At 67.3% G+C, this 13,199-nt stretch carries 14 protein-coding genes and 1 other annotated feature; of the genes, 7 read left to right on the plus strand and 7 right to left on the minus strand.

All coding sequences use genetic code 11. The annotated features are described in order from the left end of the window. The 3 genes from BLT73_RS13220 to BLT73_RS13230 form a co-directional block, all read left to right on the plus strand. Positions 1 to 383: hypothetical protein (locus BLT73_RS13220; protein WP_143025680.1), on the plus strand; the 383-nt coding region annotated here is incomplete at its 5' end. 405 nt (positions 384 to 788) lie between these two features. After that, positions 789 to 846, plus strand: a sequence feature (sul1 is cis-regulatory element that is thought to sense ions involved in sulfur or methionine metabolism; They are found in Alphaproteobacteria). 59 nt (positions 847 to 905) lie between these two features. Continuing rightward, positions 906 to 2,396, plus strand: a complete 1,491-nt coding sequence (locus BLT73_RS13225; RefSeq protein ID WP_090524565.1) for a SulP family inorganic anion transporter — start codon at positions 906 to 908, stop codon at positions 2,394 to 2,396. A 13-nt stretch (positions 2,397 to 2,409) separates the two neighbouring features. Next, on the plus strand, positions 2,410 to 3,255 hold the full coding sequence (locus BLT73_RS13230; protein WP_090524567.1) for a universal stress protein: 846 nt from the start codon (positions 2,410 to 2,412) through the stop codon (positions 3,253 to 3,255). Positions 3,256 to 3,496: 241 nt separating this feature from the next. Here the strand turns inward: BLT73_RS13230 and BLT73_RS13235 are convergent, their stop codons facing one another. The 4 genes from BLT73_RS13235 to BLT73_RS13250 all read right to left on the minus strand — a co-directional run bounded on the left by BLT73_RS13235 (position 3,497) and on the right by BLT73_RS13250 (position 6,307). After that, entirely contained in the window at positions 3,497 to 4,366 is an 870-nt protein-coding gene (locus tag BLT73_RS13235) for a 50S ribosomal protein L11 methyltransferase (protein WP_090524570.1), read from the minus strand. Further along, the gene (gene msrA, locus BLT73_RS13240; RefSeq protein ID WP_090524572.1) at positions 4,366 to 4,947 is read right to left on the minus strand and encodes a peptide-methionine (S)-S-oxide reductase MsrA; all 582 of its coding nucleotides are present in this window, start codon (positions 4,945 to 4,947) and stop codon (positions 4,366 to 4,368) included. The genes BLT73_RS13235 and msrA overlap by 1 nt, the downstream gene beginning before the upstream one ends. A gap of 237 nt (positions 4,948 to 5,184) precedes the next feature. Continuing rightward, a complete protein-coding gene (locus BLT73_RS13245) occupies positions 5,185 to 5,370 on the minus strand; it encodes a DUF1127 domain-containing protein (protein WP_143025681.1) in 186 nt (61 codons plus the stop codon). 220 nt (positions 5,371 to 5,590) lie between these two features. Then, entirely contained in the window at positions 5,591 to 6,307 is a 717-nt protein-coding gene (locus BLT73_RS13250; RefSeq protein ID WP_090524575.1) for a 16S rRNA (uracil(1498)-N(3))-methyltransferase, read from the minus strand. Between the two features lie 11 nt (positions 6,308 to 6,318). Here BLT73_RS13250 and ubiA point away from each other — a divergent pair, with 11 nt between their 5' ends. Genes ubiA through BLT73_RS13265 form a run of 3 tightly spaced genes read left to right on the plus strand, consistent with a single transcriptional unit; the run spans position 6,319 to position 9,770 of the window. Beyond that, positions 6,319 to 7,266, plus strand: coding sequence for a 4-hydroxybenzoate octaprenyltransferase (gene ubiA / locus BLT73_RS13255; RefSeq protein WP_090524577.1), 948 nt, complete (start codon positions 6,319 to 6,321; stop codon positions 7,264 to 7,266). Positions 7,267 to 7,311: 45 nt separating this feature from the next. Then, positions 7,312 to 9,441: an OmpA family protein gene (locus BLT73_RS13260; protein ID WP_090524578.1), complete on the plus strand. Its 2,130-nt coding sequence runs from the start codon at positions 7,312 to 7,314 to the stop codon at positions 9,439 to 9,441. Further along, a complete protein-coding gene (locus BLT73_RS13265; protein ID WP_090524581.1) occupies positions 9,438 to 9,770 on the plus strand; it encodes a hypothetical protein in 333 nt (110 codons plus the stop codon). The genes BLT73_RS13260 and BLT73_RS13265 overlap by 4 nt, the downstream gene beginning before the upstream one ends. 112 nt (positions 9,771 to 9,882) lie before the next feature. On the opposite strand, the gene BLT73_RS13270 is transcribed toward BLT73_RS13265, so the two are convergent. Continuing rightward, positions 9,883 to 11,064: an amino acid aminotransferase gene (locus tag BLT73_RS13270; protein ID WP_090524761.1), complete on the minus strand. Its 1,182-nt coding sequence runs from the start codon at positions 11,062 to 11,064 to the stop codon at positions 9,883 to 9,885. Then, a complete protein-coding gene (gene sseA, locus BLT73_RS13275; RefSeq protein ID WP_090524763.1) occupies positions 11,064 to 11,918 on the minus strand; it encodes a 3-mercaptopyruvate sulfurtransferase in 855 nt (284 codons plus the stop codon). The genes BLT73_RS13270 and sseA overlap by 1 nt, the downstream gene beginning before the upstream one ends. Positions 11,919 to 12,056: 138 nt before the next feature. Here sseA and smpB point away from each other — a divergent pair, with 138 nt between their 5' ends. After that, positions 12,057 to 12,530 (plus strand): SsrA-binding protein SmpB, encoded by a 474-nt coding sequence (gene smpB, locus BLT73_RS13280; RefSeq protein ID WP_090524583.1) that lies wholly within the window; start codon positions 12,057 to 12,059, stop codon positions 12,528 to 12,530. A 330-nt stretch (positions 12,531 to 12,860) separates the two neighbouring features. Here smpB and BLT73_RS13285 read toward each other — a convergent pair whose 3' ends face one another. After that, positions 12,861 to 13,196 carry a hypothetical protein gene (locus BLT73_RS13285; protein WP_090524585.1) on the minus strand — a complete coding sequence of 112 codons (336 nt, stop codon included), beginning with the start codon at positions 13,194 to 13,196 and terminating at the stop codon, positions 12,861 to 12,863. Positions 13,197 to 13,199: the final 3 nt, after the last annotated feature.

Genomic DNA, 13,199 nt, shown 5'->3' on the forward strand with positions numbered 1-13,199 from the left:
GGACCGCCACCAAATGGCTCTGGACCTATAACAACGAACGTCCCAACATGGGCAACGGCGGGATCACACCCGCCATGAAGCTGAAAATGGCCGCGCGAATTCTACAGCCACGCCCCGTTAAAAAGGGGAGGATTACCGCATCGCCAACCTTACTCGGGCTATCGCGCTCTGCCATCGCCAAAATGGGAAGTTGCGGGGAAAGTCGCATCTCAACGGTCGCGAACTACGCCGCAGCGTTCGGCGCGGCCTTGGCAACCGTTCCAACCGATTATACCCCCCTTTTTGCTTCGATGGGCAACGCCCCTGTTTTCCACAGCTGGGATACACCGCATGTCTTGTTCAAGACCATTGCGAACGGCCCGGCTCGTTCTCTGTCCCCTTGACTGTGGCACTGCGATGGGCACTATGCAGGTCCGAGGGTTTTTTCGCAGAGGGTGGGCCCTTGATTTCATTTTATTTTTTTGGACTTTCTGCGGACCCTACCGCCGGAGCCAAAAAATCCCCTTGTTCTTGACAGTTGCAGCGTATTTCTGCAGATGTCTCCGTGCGTCTTCAGCGGATATTGCCAGTTTCTTGCCAAGCCGCGTCGGAGAGTTCGACGGGCGGCGCGGACGGATAGCGAGCCATTCGAGCGGGGCCGTTCGGGCGGGCTTGCCGCGTCAGGCAGCGCCCGGGCGCCCAGCAAAACTCCGGCGGTCAGGCTGCAGCATGCGTGCAACAGCGGGCGCGCCGCGCCATGCGGCGGGCTTGCAACCTGGCCGCGGTGTTTCTAAGAGCTTGCGCGAAAACCCGGACCCGGGTGCGAGCCCCGGGTGGCTCTTCCGGCCGCCGATCCGCCGGACAAACTGAACAGATCCGAACCGGACAGCCGAACCCGCGCGACCGCGGACAGGAATGGAATGCACATGATCTCACTGGACAGATACCGGCAGGAATGGACCGGCAATATCCGCCGCGACCTTTTGTCGGGCCTCGTTGTGGCGCTCGCCCTGATCCCCGAGGCGATCGCGTTTTCGATCATCGCGGGCGTGGACCCCAAGGTCGGGCTCTACGCCTCCTTCTCGATTGCCGTCATCACGGCGATCGCCGGCGGCCGGCCGGGCATGATCTCGGCGGCAACGGCGGCCACGGCGGTGCTGATGGTGACGCTGGTGCGCGATCACGGGCTGCAATATCTGCTGGCGGCGACCGTGCTGGCCGGTCTTCTGCAGATCGGCATGGGATTGCTGAAACTGGGTTTCGTGATGCGCTATGTCTCGAAATCGGTGATGACGGGCTTCGTCAATGCGCTCGCCATCCTGATCTTCATGGCGCAGCTGCCCGAGCTCGACCCGGCACGGGTGACATGGCTGACCTATGTGCTGGTCGCCGCCGGGCTGGCGATCATCTATCTGTTCCCGCTGCTGACCCGCGCCATCCCCTCGCCCTTGGTGACGATCATCGTGCTGACCGTGCTGTCGCTGATCTTCAACTGGGATGTGCGCACGGTGGGCGATATGGGTGCCCTGCCCGATTCGCTGCCGGTGTTCCTGATCCCGCAGATCCCGCTGAATCTCGGGACGCTGCTGATCATCCTGCCCTATGCGCTGGCGGTGGCGGTGGTGGGACTGCTGGAAAGCCTGATGACGCAGAATCTCGTCGATGAGCTGACCGATACCCGCACCGACCGCAACCAGGAATGTATCGGTCAGGGTCTGGCCAATACCGCCACCGGATTCATCGGCGGCATGGCGGGCTGCGCGATGATCGGGCAGTCGATGATCAACGTCAAATCCGGCGGGCGCGGCCGGCTGTCCTGCGCCTTTGCCGGCGTGATGCTGCTGATCTTCTGCGTGTTTCTGGGGCCGTGGGTGGCGCAGATCCCGATGCCGGCGCTTGTCGCGATCATGATCATGGTGTCGGTCGGCACCTTCTCCTGGTCGTCGATCAAGTCGCTGCGGACGCATCCGCGCTCCTCCTCCATCGTGATGCTGGCAACCGTGGTCACTGTCGTCTGGACCCATAACCTCGCCATCGGGGTGCTGGTGGGCGTTCTGCTGTCGGGCATCTTCTTCGCCGCCAAGATCGCGCAGCTTTTCCGCGTCCGCTCGGAACTCAGCGGTGACGGGCGCAGCCGGATCTATTTCGTCGAAGGCCAGCTTTTCTACGGCTCGGTCGAGGATTTCATGGCCGCCTTCGACTTCCGCGAGGTGCTCGACCGGGTCGTGATCGACGTGTCGCGGGCGCATATCTGGGATATTTCCTCGGTGCAGGCGCTCGACATGGCGGTGCTGAAATTCCGCCGCGACGGGGCCGAGGTCGAGATTGTCGGCATGAACGAGGCCTCCGAGACCATCGTTGACAGGCTGGCGCTGCATGACAAGCCTGACGGCATGGTCAAGCTGATGGCGCATTGAGGGAGGAGAGGGCATGATCGACAAGATCATCGCTTTGGTCGACGGCTCGGAGTATTCGCAGAGCGTGTGCGACCACGCCGCCTGGGTCGCGCAGCGCACCGGCGCGCCGGTCGAGCTGCTGCATGTGCTCGGGCGGCGGGACGCGGATGGCAAGCAGGATCTGTCCGGCGCGATCCGGCTTGGCGCGCGCAGCGCGTTGCTGGACGAGTTGGCAGAGCTGGACGCGCAGCGATCGCGGCTGATGGGTCAGCGAGGCCGCGCCATTCTGGACGATGCGCGCGACAGGCTGGAACAGGACGGGATCAGCGAGATCACGGTGCAGCTTCGCCAGGGCGATCTGGTCGAGGCGGTGGCCGAACGCCAGGACGACACCCGTGTCGTGGTGATCGGCAAGCGCGGCGAGGCGGCGGATTTCGCGCGCGGTCACCTGGGATCGAATATGGAGCGGATCCTGCGCAGCAGCCGCAAGCCGGTCTTTGTCGCCTCCCGCGCCTTCCGGCCGGTGGAAACGGTGCTGATCGCCTGGGATGGCAGCGCCTCGTCCCGCAACGCGGTGGAGAAGATCACGCAAAGCGCATTGTTCGAGGGGCTGGCGCTGCATCTGGTCAGCGTCGGAGAGGCTGCGGCGCGGGGCCGGGACGATGCGCAGGCGGCGCTGTCGCGGGCCGGTCTGTCGGTGCAGTCGCGCACCATTCCGGGCGAGCCGGAGACCGCGCTTGGCGAATTGGTCGAGGCCGAGGGGTTCGACATGGTGGTGATGGGCGCACATGGGCATAGCCGCATCCGCAATCTCATCGTCGGTTCGACCACCACGGCGACGATCCGCGCCTGCAAGGTGCCGGTGGTGCTGTTCCGGTGATCCCGGCAGGGCAGCCATGAGAGAGGCCGGGTGCAGATCGCGCCCGGCCCTGAACTTTATTTCAAGCTGGATCGGAAGCACGACCGAGGGTCGCGCTCAACGATAAGCGTCCGACCGGGTGGGCGCGGAACGCCCCCGCCATTGGGCGGGCAGACGCGTGCCTGAAGCTGACGCTTCAGGCGGGCTATAAGCGGTGATACATCAGCAGATAGGGACGCCCTTGCTGCGCTTACAAAACCACTCACAGCCGCTGCATGACCAGCGTGGACCACTCGCCCAGATCGTCGCGGCGCTCCAGATCAAAGCCTGCGGCATCATAGGCCGCCACGACCTCATCGGCCTGCGTGGTCAGGAGGCCGGACAGGATCGCCCTGCCCTCCGCCGCGACATGGCGGGCCATATCCGGGGCCAGGTCGATCAGCGGCTGTTTCAGGATATTGGCGAAGACCAGATCGAACGGCGCGGCCTCGTCCAGCATCGGGTGGTCGAAACCCACCGCCTCCAGACAGACGACCCGGCCGTCGAGCCCGTTGGCGATGACATTCGCCGCCGCCACATCCACCGCCACCGCGTCGATATCCGACGCTAGGATCGTCCCCGGCCAGACCCGCGCCGCCCCCATCGCCAGCACCGCTGTGCCGCAGCCGATATCGGCGATGCGGCGCGGCTGCCAGCCAGTATGCGCGAGGCGGTCAAGCGCCTCCAGACAGCCCTTGGTGGTGCCGTGATGCCCGGTGCCGAAGGCCATCGCGGCCTCGATCAGCAAGGGCTCAACCCCGTCGGGCAGCTTGTCGGCATCATGGCTGCCATAAACGAAGAACCGCCCGGCCTCGACGGGCGTCAGTTCACGGCGCACATGGGCGACCCAGTCGACCTCGGGCAATTCGCTCACCACGAAAGGGTTGGCCCCCTGCGCGGCGGCCAGAAGGGCCAGACCGATCTCGTCCGGGGCTTCGGTGAAATAGATCCCCACCTCCCAGCGATCCGAGCCGTCCTCGATCTCGAACACACCCGAGCCCACCGGCTCCGGCGTCAGATCCTCGCAGAGTTCGGCCAGCGTATCGGCCGCGTCACGGCCGGAGATATGGGTCAGCGCCGTCCAGGTGGCCATCAGGGAAGCTCATGCCCCTCGGGCATCGCCGCCTCGACCCCGGTGCCACGCATGTTGCAATAGCCGTCCGGCACCTTGTGGAGATATTGCTGATGCTCGATCTCCTGCGCGGGGTAGAAATGGTCGACCGGCAGGATCTCGGTGGTGATCTTCTTCTTGCCGGCCACGGCGAGGCGGTTGTCGTAATCCGTCTTCGACGCCTCGGCCTGCGCCTTCTGCGTGTCGGTGTAATACATGATGACCGAGCGGTACTGATCGCCCACGTCGTTGCCCTGACGGTTGCCCTGTGTGGGATCGTGGTTTTCCCAGAACAGCTTGAGCAGATGCTCATAGCTGATCCGCGCCGGGTCATAGACGATATGGACGACCTCGGCATGGCCGGTGCCGCCGCCGCAGACCTCACGATAGCTGGGGTTCTCGGTCGTGCCGCCGGCAAAGCCCACCTGGGTCATCCACACACCGTCCTGTTCCCAGAACAGCCGTTCGACGCCCCAGTAGCAGCCCATGCCGAAAATCGCCTGCTCGAACCCCTTGGGCACCGGCGCGTCCATGGGACGGTCGAAAATCGCGTGGTTGGCCATGATCTCACCTCTTATGTCTGCCGGACAACGCCTGACCGGCGGGGCCGGTTCAGACCGCCGCGCGGCGCGGGGCTTGCCTGCGCGGGCATATCCGCGCTGCATCTCCGCTTCATTAAGGGATCCGGCGGCGAAAAGACCAGAGGCTTGTCATTGCTCGGCGGGCCAGCGGGCAAAGAAAAACCCCGGCCGCATCACGCTCTGGCCGGGGTTCGGGTGACGGGGGTGGCGGCGCGCGGCTTAGGCACGGCCGTTCACCACATCGTCGATGTCGGCACGCATCAGGCCGATATCATACAGCTCGCGCTCGCTCAGACGCTCCAGCTCGGCGCGGGTCCGCATGCGGGCCATCCAGTTGCGCAGACCGCCGAACGCGCGGGAGAACGCATCGCGGGTCAGCGGCAGATTGACGTTCATCGTGGTCATGTCATCTTCCTTTTCCACTCCGCCGCACCGGGATTGGCGCGGCGCCTTCGATGACCGGAAGATAGGGTCATGCTGCGGCTGCAACCAGCCCCGGAAGCTGCAAAGCCGCTATGCAATCTGCTCATAAATCACCGTTTTTCATGGCATTTTCGTCACAGATTTTCGCAAATGCGCGATACGGCCTCTCGAAAACGTCACCATGTTTCGCTGCAACGCAGCGTCACCAGTCGCCCAGATGGGCCTGGAATAGCGTCAGCGCGGCCACGGCGGCGGTATCGGCGCGCAGGATGCGCGGGCCGAGGCTGAGCGGGTGCACGAACGCTGCGTCACGCAGCCGGTCGCGCTCGGCCGGGGAAAACCCGCCCTCCGGCCCGATCAGCACCGCCCAAGGCCCGCCTGCGAGACCCGCAAGCGAATCTGCCGGCCCCGCGCGCGCCTCATCCGCCCAGAGGATCCGCCGGCCCGTGTCCCAGCCATCCAGCAGCCGTGAGAGCGGCGTCAGATCGGCCACCTCCGGGACATAGGTGCCGCCGCATTGCTCGGCCGCCTCCACCGCATGGGCCTGCAGACGGTCCTGGCGGATGCGCTCGGCATTGGTGAACTCGGTCTGAACGGGCACGATCCGCGCCGCGCCCATCTCGGCCGCCTTCTCGACGATGAAATCGGTGCGCGCCTTTTTGATCGGGGCGAAGATCAGCCAGAGATCGGGCGGATCGCGCTGCGCGGCGACCTGCGCGGTCACGTCCAACGCGCCGCCGCGCTTTCCGGCCTCCACGATCCGCGCATCCCAGGCCCCGTCCCGCCCGTTGAAGATCTCGACCACCGCGCCGGGTTTGAGCCGCATCACGCCGGAGAGGTAATGCGCCTGCGCGGGGAGCAGCGGCACGGCTTGCCCCGAAGCAAGCGGGTGATCTATGAACAGCCTGACCTTCGACATGGGATGTTCCTATGAGACCTGCGCTGCCAATACCAGACGCCGTGCGCGATGCGGTCAACGGAAACTGGGTGGACAACTCCGCCCCGCCCGGCTGGCGACCCTGGCTGCGGCTGAGCCGGCTGGACCGGCCGATCGGGACTTGGCTGCTGCTGCTGCCGTGCTGGTGGGGCGTCGGGCTGGCGATGATGGCGGACCGGGCGCGATGGCTGGATCTGTGGATCATCCTGGCCTGCGGGATCGGCGCGATCGCCATGCGCGGCGCGGGCTGCACCTGGAACGACATTACCGACCGCGACATTGACGGCGCGGTGGATCGCACGGCCAAGCGCCCGATCCCGTCGGGCCAGGTCACGCTGCGCGGGGCGCTGTTCTGGCTGGCGGCGCAATTGCTGATCGGGCTGGCGGTGCTGCTGACGCTTGACGGCGCGGCGATCTGGCTGGGCGTGCTGAGCCTTCTGCCGGTCACCATCTATCCCTTCGCCAAGCGCTTCACCTGGTGGCCGCAGATCTTTCTGGGCATCGCCTTCAACTGGGGGGTGATGCTGGCCTATGCCGCCCATCGCGGCGGGCTGGACCTGGCGCCGATCATCGCCTGGTTCGGCGGCATCGCCTGGACGGTGTTCTACGACACGATCTATGCGCATCAGGATATCGAGGACGATGCGCTGATCGGGGTGAAATCCACCGCGCGGCTGTTCGGCGCCGACACGCATCGCTGGCTGCTGGCATTCGGCGTCTGCGCGGTCATCTTGCTGGCGGTCGCGATCTCGGCCAGCGGCGTGGGCGGCGCGGGCTGGATCATCGCCATGGCCGGGCTGGCCGGGTTCGCCGCCCATCTGGTCTGGCAGCTTCGGCGGCTGGATCTGGGCGACGCCGACCGCCAGCTCATGCTGTTCCGCTCGAACCGCGATGCCGGGCTGATTCTTGCCGCCGCCCTCTGTCTTGCCGGAATCGTGTGATGCCGGGCGATTTACAAGCCAGCCTGTGCTGAGTAACCCAACCGCATGGATGAACAGCGAAATTTCTCCGTGACCGAGACACCGCGCCGGGGCCGCGCCTATCTGGTGCTGTCGCTTCTGGCGCTCGCCACGGCCGGCGCGGCAAGCTGGGACGCCGCGACCCGCATCGCCGACGCAATGGAGACCCGCACCCGCCAGCAGATCCGCAGCGTGCTCGCCAGCGAGGGGCAAGGCTGGGCGCGGGTGCGCACCGACGGGCTGGTGGTCCGGCTCTCCGGCACCGCACCTGACGAGGTGGCCCGCTTCCGTGCGCTCACCGCCGCCAGCGGGGTGGTGGACGATCACCGCATCCGCGACGAGATGACGGTGGCCGTGCGCGACATGCTGGAGCCGCCGGATTTCTCGCTCGAACTCATGCGGCAGGGCCGCACGCTGTCGCTGATCGGGCTGGTGCCCGCCCGCACCGACCGCGAGGCGCTTGCCCGCAAACTGGTCTCGGACGGGGCGGAGATCACCGATCTGACCAGCACCGCCGCCTTTCCGCCGCCGGAGGACTGGGGGAGCGCGCTCGATTTCGCGGTCGCGGCCGCCGGGATCATCGACCAGGGGACGATCTCCGTCGCACCCAGCCGCGTGCGCATCAACGCCAACGCCGCCTCGCCCGAGGACAAGCTGCGGCTCGAAGGCGCGCTGATCTCCGCCGCGCCGCCGGGCCTGTCCGTCTCGACCGAGATCGCGGCGCCGCTGCCGGTGATTGCACCGTACGTGCTGCGGCTGACGCGCTCCGGGCCGGATCTGCGGCTGGAGGAGTGCGCGGCACCCGACGCAGCTTCGCGTGACGCCATCCTGTCCGCGGTCGCTGCGCTGCGCGCGCCCGGTGACGGCGACGTGCCGGCGGCGGCATCCTGCGCGCTCGGCATCGGCGCGCCGGATGGTTGGACCGATTCCGTCACCAGCGTCATCGCGGCGCTCGGGCGGATGGGCGACGGCACGGTGGAGATGACCGACGAGACGGTGGAGATCGTTCTGCCCGCCACCGCCACGCCCGAACTGGCCGAGACGGAGACCGCCGCACTTTCCGCCGCGCTGCCGGCGGGCTACACGCTGCGCCTTACCCGCGCCGAGGCCGATCCAGCGGACGGCCCGCCGCGCTTCACCGCGACGATCGGCGCCGATGGCCCGGCAGAGATCGCCGGGGTGGTGCCCGACGAGACCATGCGCCAGACCGTGCAGTCGCTGGCCCGCGCCCAGCTTGGCCCGGTCGAGGGCGAGTTGAAGCTGAACCCGGCGCTGCGCGATGGCTGGGCGCTGCGGGTGCTCGCCGGTCTCGACGCGATGGGCGCGCTCGATCTGGGCCGGGTGACGGTCAGCGCCGACCAGATCATGCTGTCCGGCATCAGCGGCGACCGTCAGGCGTCGGAAAAGGCGCTCGCGGCGCTCTCGGCCCGGCTGGGCGAAGGGGCGGCCTACGCCATGTCCATTGCCTATGACCCGCTGCGCGACCCGCAGATCACCCGGCCTGACGGCACGGTCTGTGTCGACCGGCTGAACGCGATCATGCTGCAATCGGAAATCGGTTTCGAGCCGGGCGGCGCGCGCATCGCCGGCGACATCGACCCGGTGATCGAGGAAATCCGCCCGGTGCTGGAGGATTGCGCGGATTACAGCATCGAACTGGCCGGTCACACCGATGCGCAGGGGGGCGATGCCTCGAACATGGCGCTGTCGCTCGACCGGGCGCAGGCGGTGCTGGGTGCGCTGCGCGACGCTGGGTTGCCGGTCGCCAACCTGACCGCCCGCGGCTACGGCGAGACCCGGCCGATTGCCGAGAACGACACCGAGGAAGGGCGCGAAGCCAATCGCCGGATCGAGCTGACGCTGTCTTCGCCCGACCCGGTGCGCGCGCCGCTGCCGCTGGCCCCGATCCGCACCGGGCTGACGCCAAGCGCCGACGCGGCGGCCGCGGCGCTGCAGGCCGCGCGGCCGGCGAGCGAGGTGGTCAGCCCGGCACCGCTGCCGCTGGTGCCCGAACTGGCCGGGGCCGGCCTGCTGGAGATCGCCCCGGTCATCGAGCCGCCTGCGGTCGTGCAGCAGGCCACGCCCGACACGCCGCGTCCGCCCGACCGCCCCGAGGATCCGCAAAATGCGGCCAATGCCGCTGAGGAGGCCCCATGACCCGCGACGATTTCATCCTGGCCACCGCCCTCGTGCTGTTCGCGGCCTTCGTTCTGGGCTGGCTGTCCTGCTGGCTGATCGGGCGGCTGACCCGCCCCGGCCGCGCCGATCTGGCGGCGCTGCCGCGCCTGACACAGGAGCTGCACGAGGCCGAGCGCAGCCGCGACGCCGCGATTGACGAGGCCAAGCAGCGCGAGGCGACACTGCATGAGCGGCTGGCCTTTTCCGGCACCGAATTGGCCAATGCGCGGACCGCGCTGAGCGAGGCCGCGCAGGAGATCGAGGAATTGCGCGCCTATATCGACCAGCATCTGCGCAAGCCGCGCTGACCCCGGACAGACGGCGGGCGGTCGGCGGGCGGTCGGTCAGACAGAAATACGTCGCGGGCGTTTCGCGCCGCGCCGTCCCGTCATCTTCTTGCTGCCGGATGCGCCTGACGGGTCAGACGCCCGCCTCGACGATGGCGCGGGCCAGCACCGGCACGCTATCGCGGTTCAGACCGGCAATGTTCAGCCGCGAATCGCCCACCATGTAGATGGCCGAATCCGCCTTCATCTTCGCCACCTGCTCCGGCGTGGCCCCGAGCCGCGAGAACATGCCGCGGTGATGCTCGATGAAGTCGAACTTGTCGCTGCCGCTCAGGCTGCGCAGTTCTTCGGCCAGTTGCGTGCGCAGGCCCAGCATGGTCTGGCGCACCTCTTCCAGCTCGGCTTTCCAGTTGGCGGACAGATCGGCATCCTCGAGGATGGTCGAGACGATCCGCGCGCCGTGATCGGGCGGGAAGCTGTAGGTCTGGCGGTTCAGATAGGCCATCGCGCCCTGGGTCAGATCGCGCGCCTCGCCCCCCTCGCCAAGCGCCATCAGGATGCCGGTGCGCTCGCGGTAGATGCCGAAATTCTTCGAGCACGACGCCGCGATCAGAACCTCGGGCAGCCGCGCGGCGATCATGCGCGTCGCCGCCGCATCCGCGTCCAGCCCGTCGCCAAAGCCCTGATAGGCCAGGTCGATCATCGGCACAGCGCCGGTTTTCTCCAGGCTCTCGGCAATCGCCTCCCATTGTTCGGCCGTGGGGTTGGCGCCGGTCGGGTTGTGGCAGCAGCCATGCAGCAGCACCACGTCCCCCTTCTTCGCCCGGCCGATCCCGTCCAACATCGCCTCGAAATCGACGCCGCGCGTGTCATTGTCGAAATAGGGATATTCGACGAAATCCTGCCCCATGAATTTCAGGATCGACAGGTGATTGGGCCAGGTCGGGTCCGAGACATGGACGACCATGTCGGGATTGGCCATGCGCAGCAGCTCCAGCCCCTGCCGGATCGCGCCCGTGCCGCCCACCGTGGCGGCGGAGGCCAGACGATCCGCAGGCGCCTCGCCCAGCACCAGCCCGGCCATGGCGTCGCGATAGTCCTGCGTGCCGGCCAGCCCGGTATAGGCCTTGCTGTCCTGGCTCTCCCAGATCTTCTGCTCGGCCGTCTTGACCGCGCGCATCACCGGGGTGAGCCCGTTCGGGTCCTTGTAGACCCCCACGCCGAGATCGATCTTGCCCTGCCGCGTATCGGCCTTGTACTCGCCCATCAGGGCCAGGATCTTGTCGGGGGCTTGCGGTTTGAGATTGCCGAACATCATGCGTCTCCGGTTGCGATTTTGGCGTTGGGAAGCGCGCCCCATTCGGTCCATGACCCGTCATAAAGCGCGTGGTTGCGGTGGCCCAGCCGATCGAGGGCCAGCGAGAGCGAGGCGGCGGTGATCCCCGAGCCGCAGCTTGTGATGACCGGGCGGCCGAGATCGACGCCGGCCGCGTCGAATTCGGCCCGCAAAGCGGCCTCGTCCTTCATCGTGCCATCGGCCTGATAAAGCCGCCCGACCGGCAGGTTGCGCGCGCCGGGAACATGGCCGCTCGCCAGCCCCGCGCGCGGCTCTGGCGCATCTCCGCGAAACCGCTCGGCCGCGCGAGCATCGACGATCTGGGCGCTGCCGGTCGCGGAGGCCTCCGCCACCTGCGCCGCGTCGCGGATCAGCGAATCGTCGCGGCGTGCGGTGACAGGGCCGCTGCGTTCGGCCCCCGTGCCGCCTTCGACGGCGCGCTCCTCCGCCAACCACTTCGCCAGACCGCCATCCAGCATCGCCACCTGCGTGACCCCCATCAGCCGGAACATCCACCAGCCCCGCGCCGCGCTGTGTGTGTCAGCATGGTCATAGACCACCACCTGCTGCGCGCCACCAAGCCCGAGTGCGGCAAGCTTCTCCGCAAACAGATCCGCCTGCGGCGCCATATGCGGCAGTTCGCTGTCCGGGTCGGAAATCGCGTCGATGTCGAAGAACTGCGCGCCGGGGATATGCCGCGCCTCGAACTCCGCCCGCGCATTGCGCCCGGTGGCGGGCATGTGCCAGCTTGCGTCGAAGATCCGCAGGCCGGGATCATCCAGCCGCGCCGCCAGCCAGTCGGTCGAGACCAGCGTTTTCGCATCATCGGTCATGTCCATCCTCGGGCTGCGGCGCATGTGGCGGTTCGGGCGTGTGTAACGCTGCGTCCGCATCGGGGCAATGGCCATGCGGACCCGCGCGGGCGGCGGCATCTTTACTTCGCCCCGCCCCGCCCCTATCTCTGCGCGACCATGGCCGCCAAAGACGACACGAATTACAAGGTTATCGCCGAGAACCGCCGGGCGCGGTTCGATTACGCCATCGAGAGCGATCTCGAGGTGGGCATCGTGCTGACCGGCTCCGAGGTGAAATCGCTGCGCACCGGCCAGTCGAACATCGCCGAATCCTATGCCAGCATCGAGAATGGCGAGCTGTGGCTGATCAACTCCTATATCGCCACCTATCTGCAGGCCGGTGTGTTCGGCCATGAGGAGCGGCGGCACCGCAAGCTGCTGGTGTCGAAGAAGGAGCTGTCGCGTCTCTGGGCGGCGGTGGGGCGCGACGGCATGACGCTGGTGCCGCTGGTGATGTATTTCAACCATCGCGGACTGGTGAAGCTGAAGATCGGCGTGGCCAAGGGCAAGAAGCTGGCCGACAAGCGCGAGACCTCCGCCAAGCGCGACTGGAACCGTCAGAAGCAGCGGCTGCTGAAGCAGAATTACTGAGGAGTGCGACTGTCACCACAAGCGCGCGGTGATGTCGGCCTGTAGGGTCGGCGCTGATCGGCCCTTGTTACGTGTCCATCTCCCCAATCGACACCCGGCCCGGAATCGAGGGGCGCAGCCCCGCCGGGCCAGCGTCCGACCGCCCCCAAGGGCGGACGCTTCTCCGCCGATCCGCGCCGAACAACTGTTCAGCGAGACTGCAAGATAAAGCGCGTGGCGGGGCAACGTGGCCAGCGTCCGCCCGCGGCCGGACGCTGGCCCTCTGCTGCTCGTATACCGGACGCGGTAGGGCTAGGCCGTCGCCTCTTGCCGAGGCCGATACGCGAGCCGCTAATGCCCGCGCCGCTGGCGGATGCGCAGCGTCACCCGCTCGCGCGTCTCGTCCGGCTCCTCGGCCAATGCGGCCATCAGCGCCTGCATCTCGCCGCGCATGCCGTGCATCTCGTCCAGCACCGTCATCACCATGTGCAGCGCATCGTCGCGCAGCCCGTAATCCTCGGTCAGGCTGCACAGAAGCTGCACCCGCGCCCGGTCCACCTCGCGGTACGTCTCGCCGTGATCCGAGATCACCGGGCTGACCATCCGCATTTCGACATAATGGGTCAGGCGCGGCCGGGTAAGATCCTCGATGGCGGCGATCAGCTCGTCGGCGGTGTAGCGTGTCATCGT

This window comes from Paracoccus isoporae (assembly GCF_900101865.1).
GTDB lineage: Bacteria > Pseudomonadota > Alphaproteobacteria > Rhodobacterales > Rhodobacteraceae > Paracoccus > Paracoccus isoporae.

Bases quoted from the DNA above. Each gene is read 5' to 3' on its own strand.
- BLT73_RS13225 (WP_090524565.1), top strand. From the start codon at position 906: ATGATCTCACTGGACAGATACCGGCAGGAATGGACCGGCAATATCCGC.
- BLT73_RS13230 (WP_090524567.1), top strand. From the start codon at position 2,410: ATGATCGACAAGATCATCGCTTTGGTCGACGGCTCGGAGTATTCGCAG.
- BLT73_RS13235 (WP_090524570.1), bottom strand. From the start codon at position 4,366: ATGGCCACCTGGACGGCGCTGACCCATATCTCCGGCCGTGACGCGGCC.
- msrA (WP_090524572.1), bottom strand. From the start codon at position 4,947: ATGGCCAACCACGCGATTTTCGACCGTCCCATGGACGCGCCGGTGCCC.
- BLT73_RS13245 (WP_143025681.1), bottom strand. From the start codon at position 5,370: ATGACCACGATGAACGTCAATCTGCCGCTGACCCGCGATGCGTTCTCC.
- BLT73_RS13250 (WP_090524575.1), bottom strand. From the start codon at position 6,307: ATGTCGAAGGTCAGGCTGTTCATAGATCACCCGCTTGCTTCGGGGCAA.
- ubiA (WP_090524577.1), top strand. From the start codon at position 6,319: ATGAGACCTGCGCTGCCAATACCAGACGCCGTGCGCGATGCGGTCAAC.
- BLT73_RS13260 (WP_090524578.1), top strand. From the start codon at position 7,312: ATGGATGAACAGCGAAATTTCTCCGTGACCGAGACACCGCGCCGGGGC.
- BLT73_RS13265 (WP_090524581.1), top strand. From the start codon at position 9,438: ATGACCCGCGACGATTTCATCCTGGCCACCGCCCTCGTGCTGTTCGCG.
- BLT73_RS13270 (WP_090524761.1), bottom strand. From the start codon at position 11,064: ATGTTCGGCAATCTCAAACCGCAAGCCCCCGACAAGATCCTGGCCCTG.
- sseA (WP_090524763.1), bottom strand. From the start codon at position 11,918: ATGACCGATGATGCGAAAACGCTGGTCTCGACCGACTGGCTGGCGGCG.
- smpB (WP_090524583.1), top strand. From the start codon at position 12,057: ATGGCCGCCAAAGACGACACGAATTACAAGGTTATCGCCGAGAACCGC.
- BLT73_RS13285 (WP_090524585.1), bottom strand. From the start codon at position 13,196: ATGACACGCTACACCGCCGACGAGCTGATCGCCGCCATCGAGGATCTT.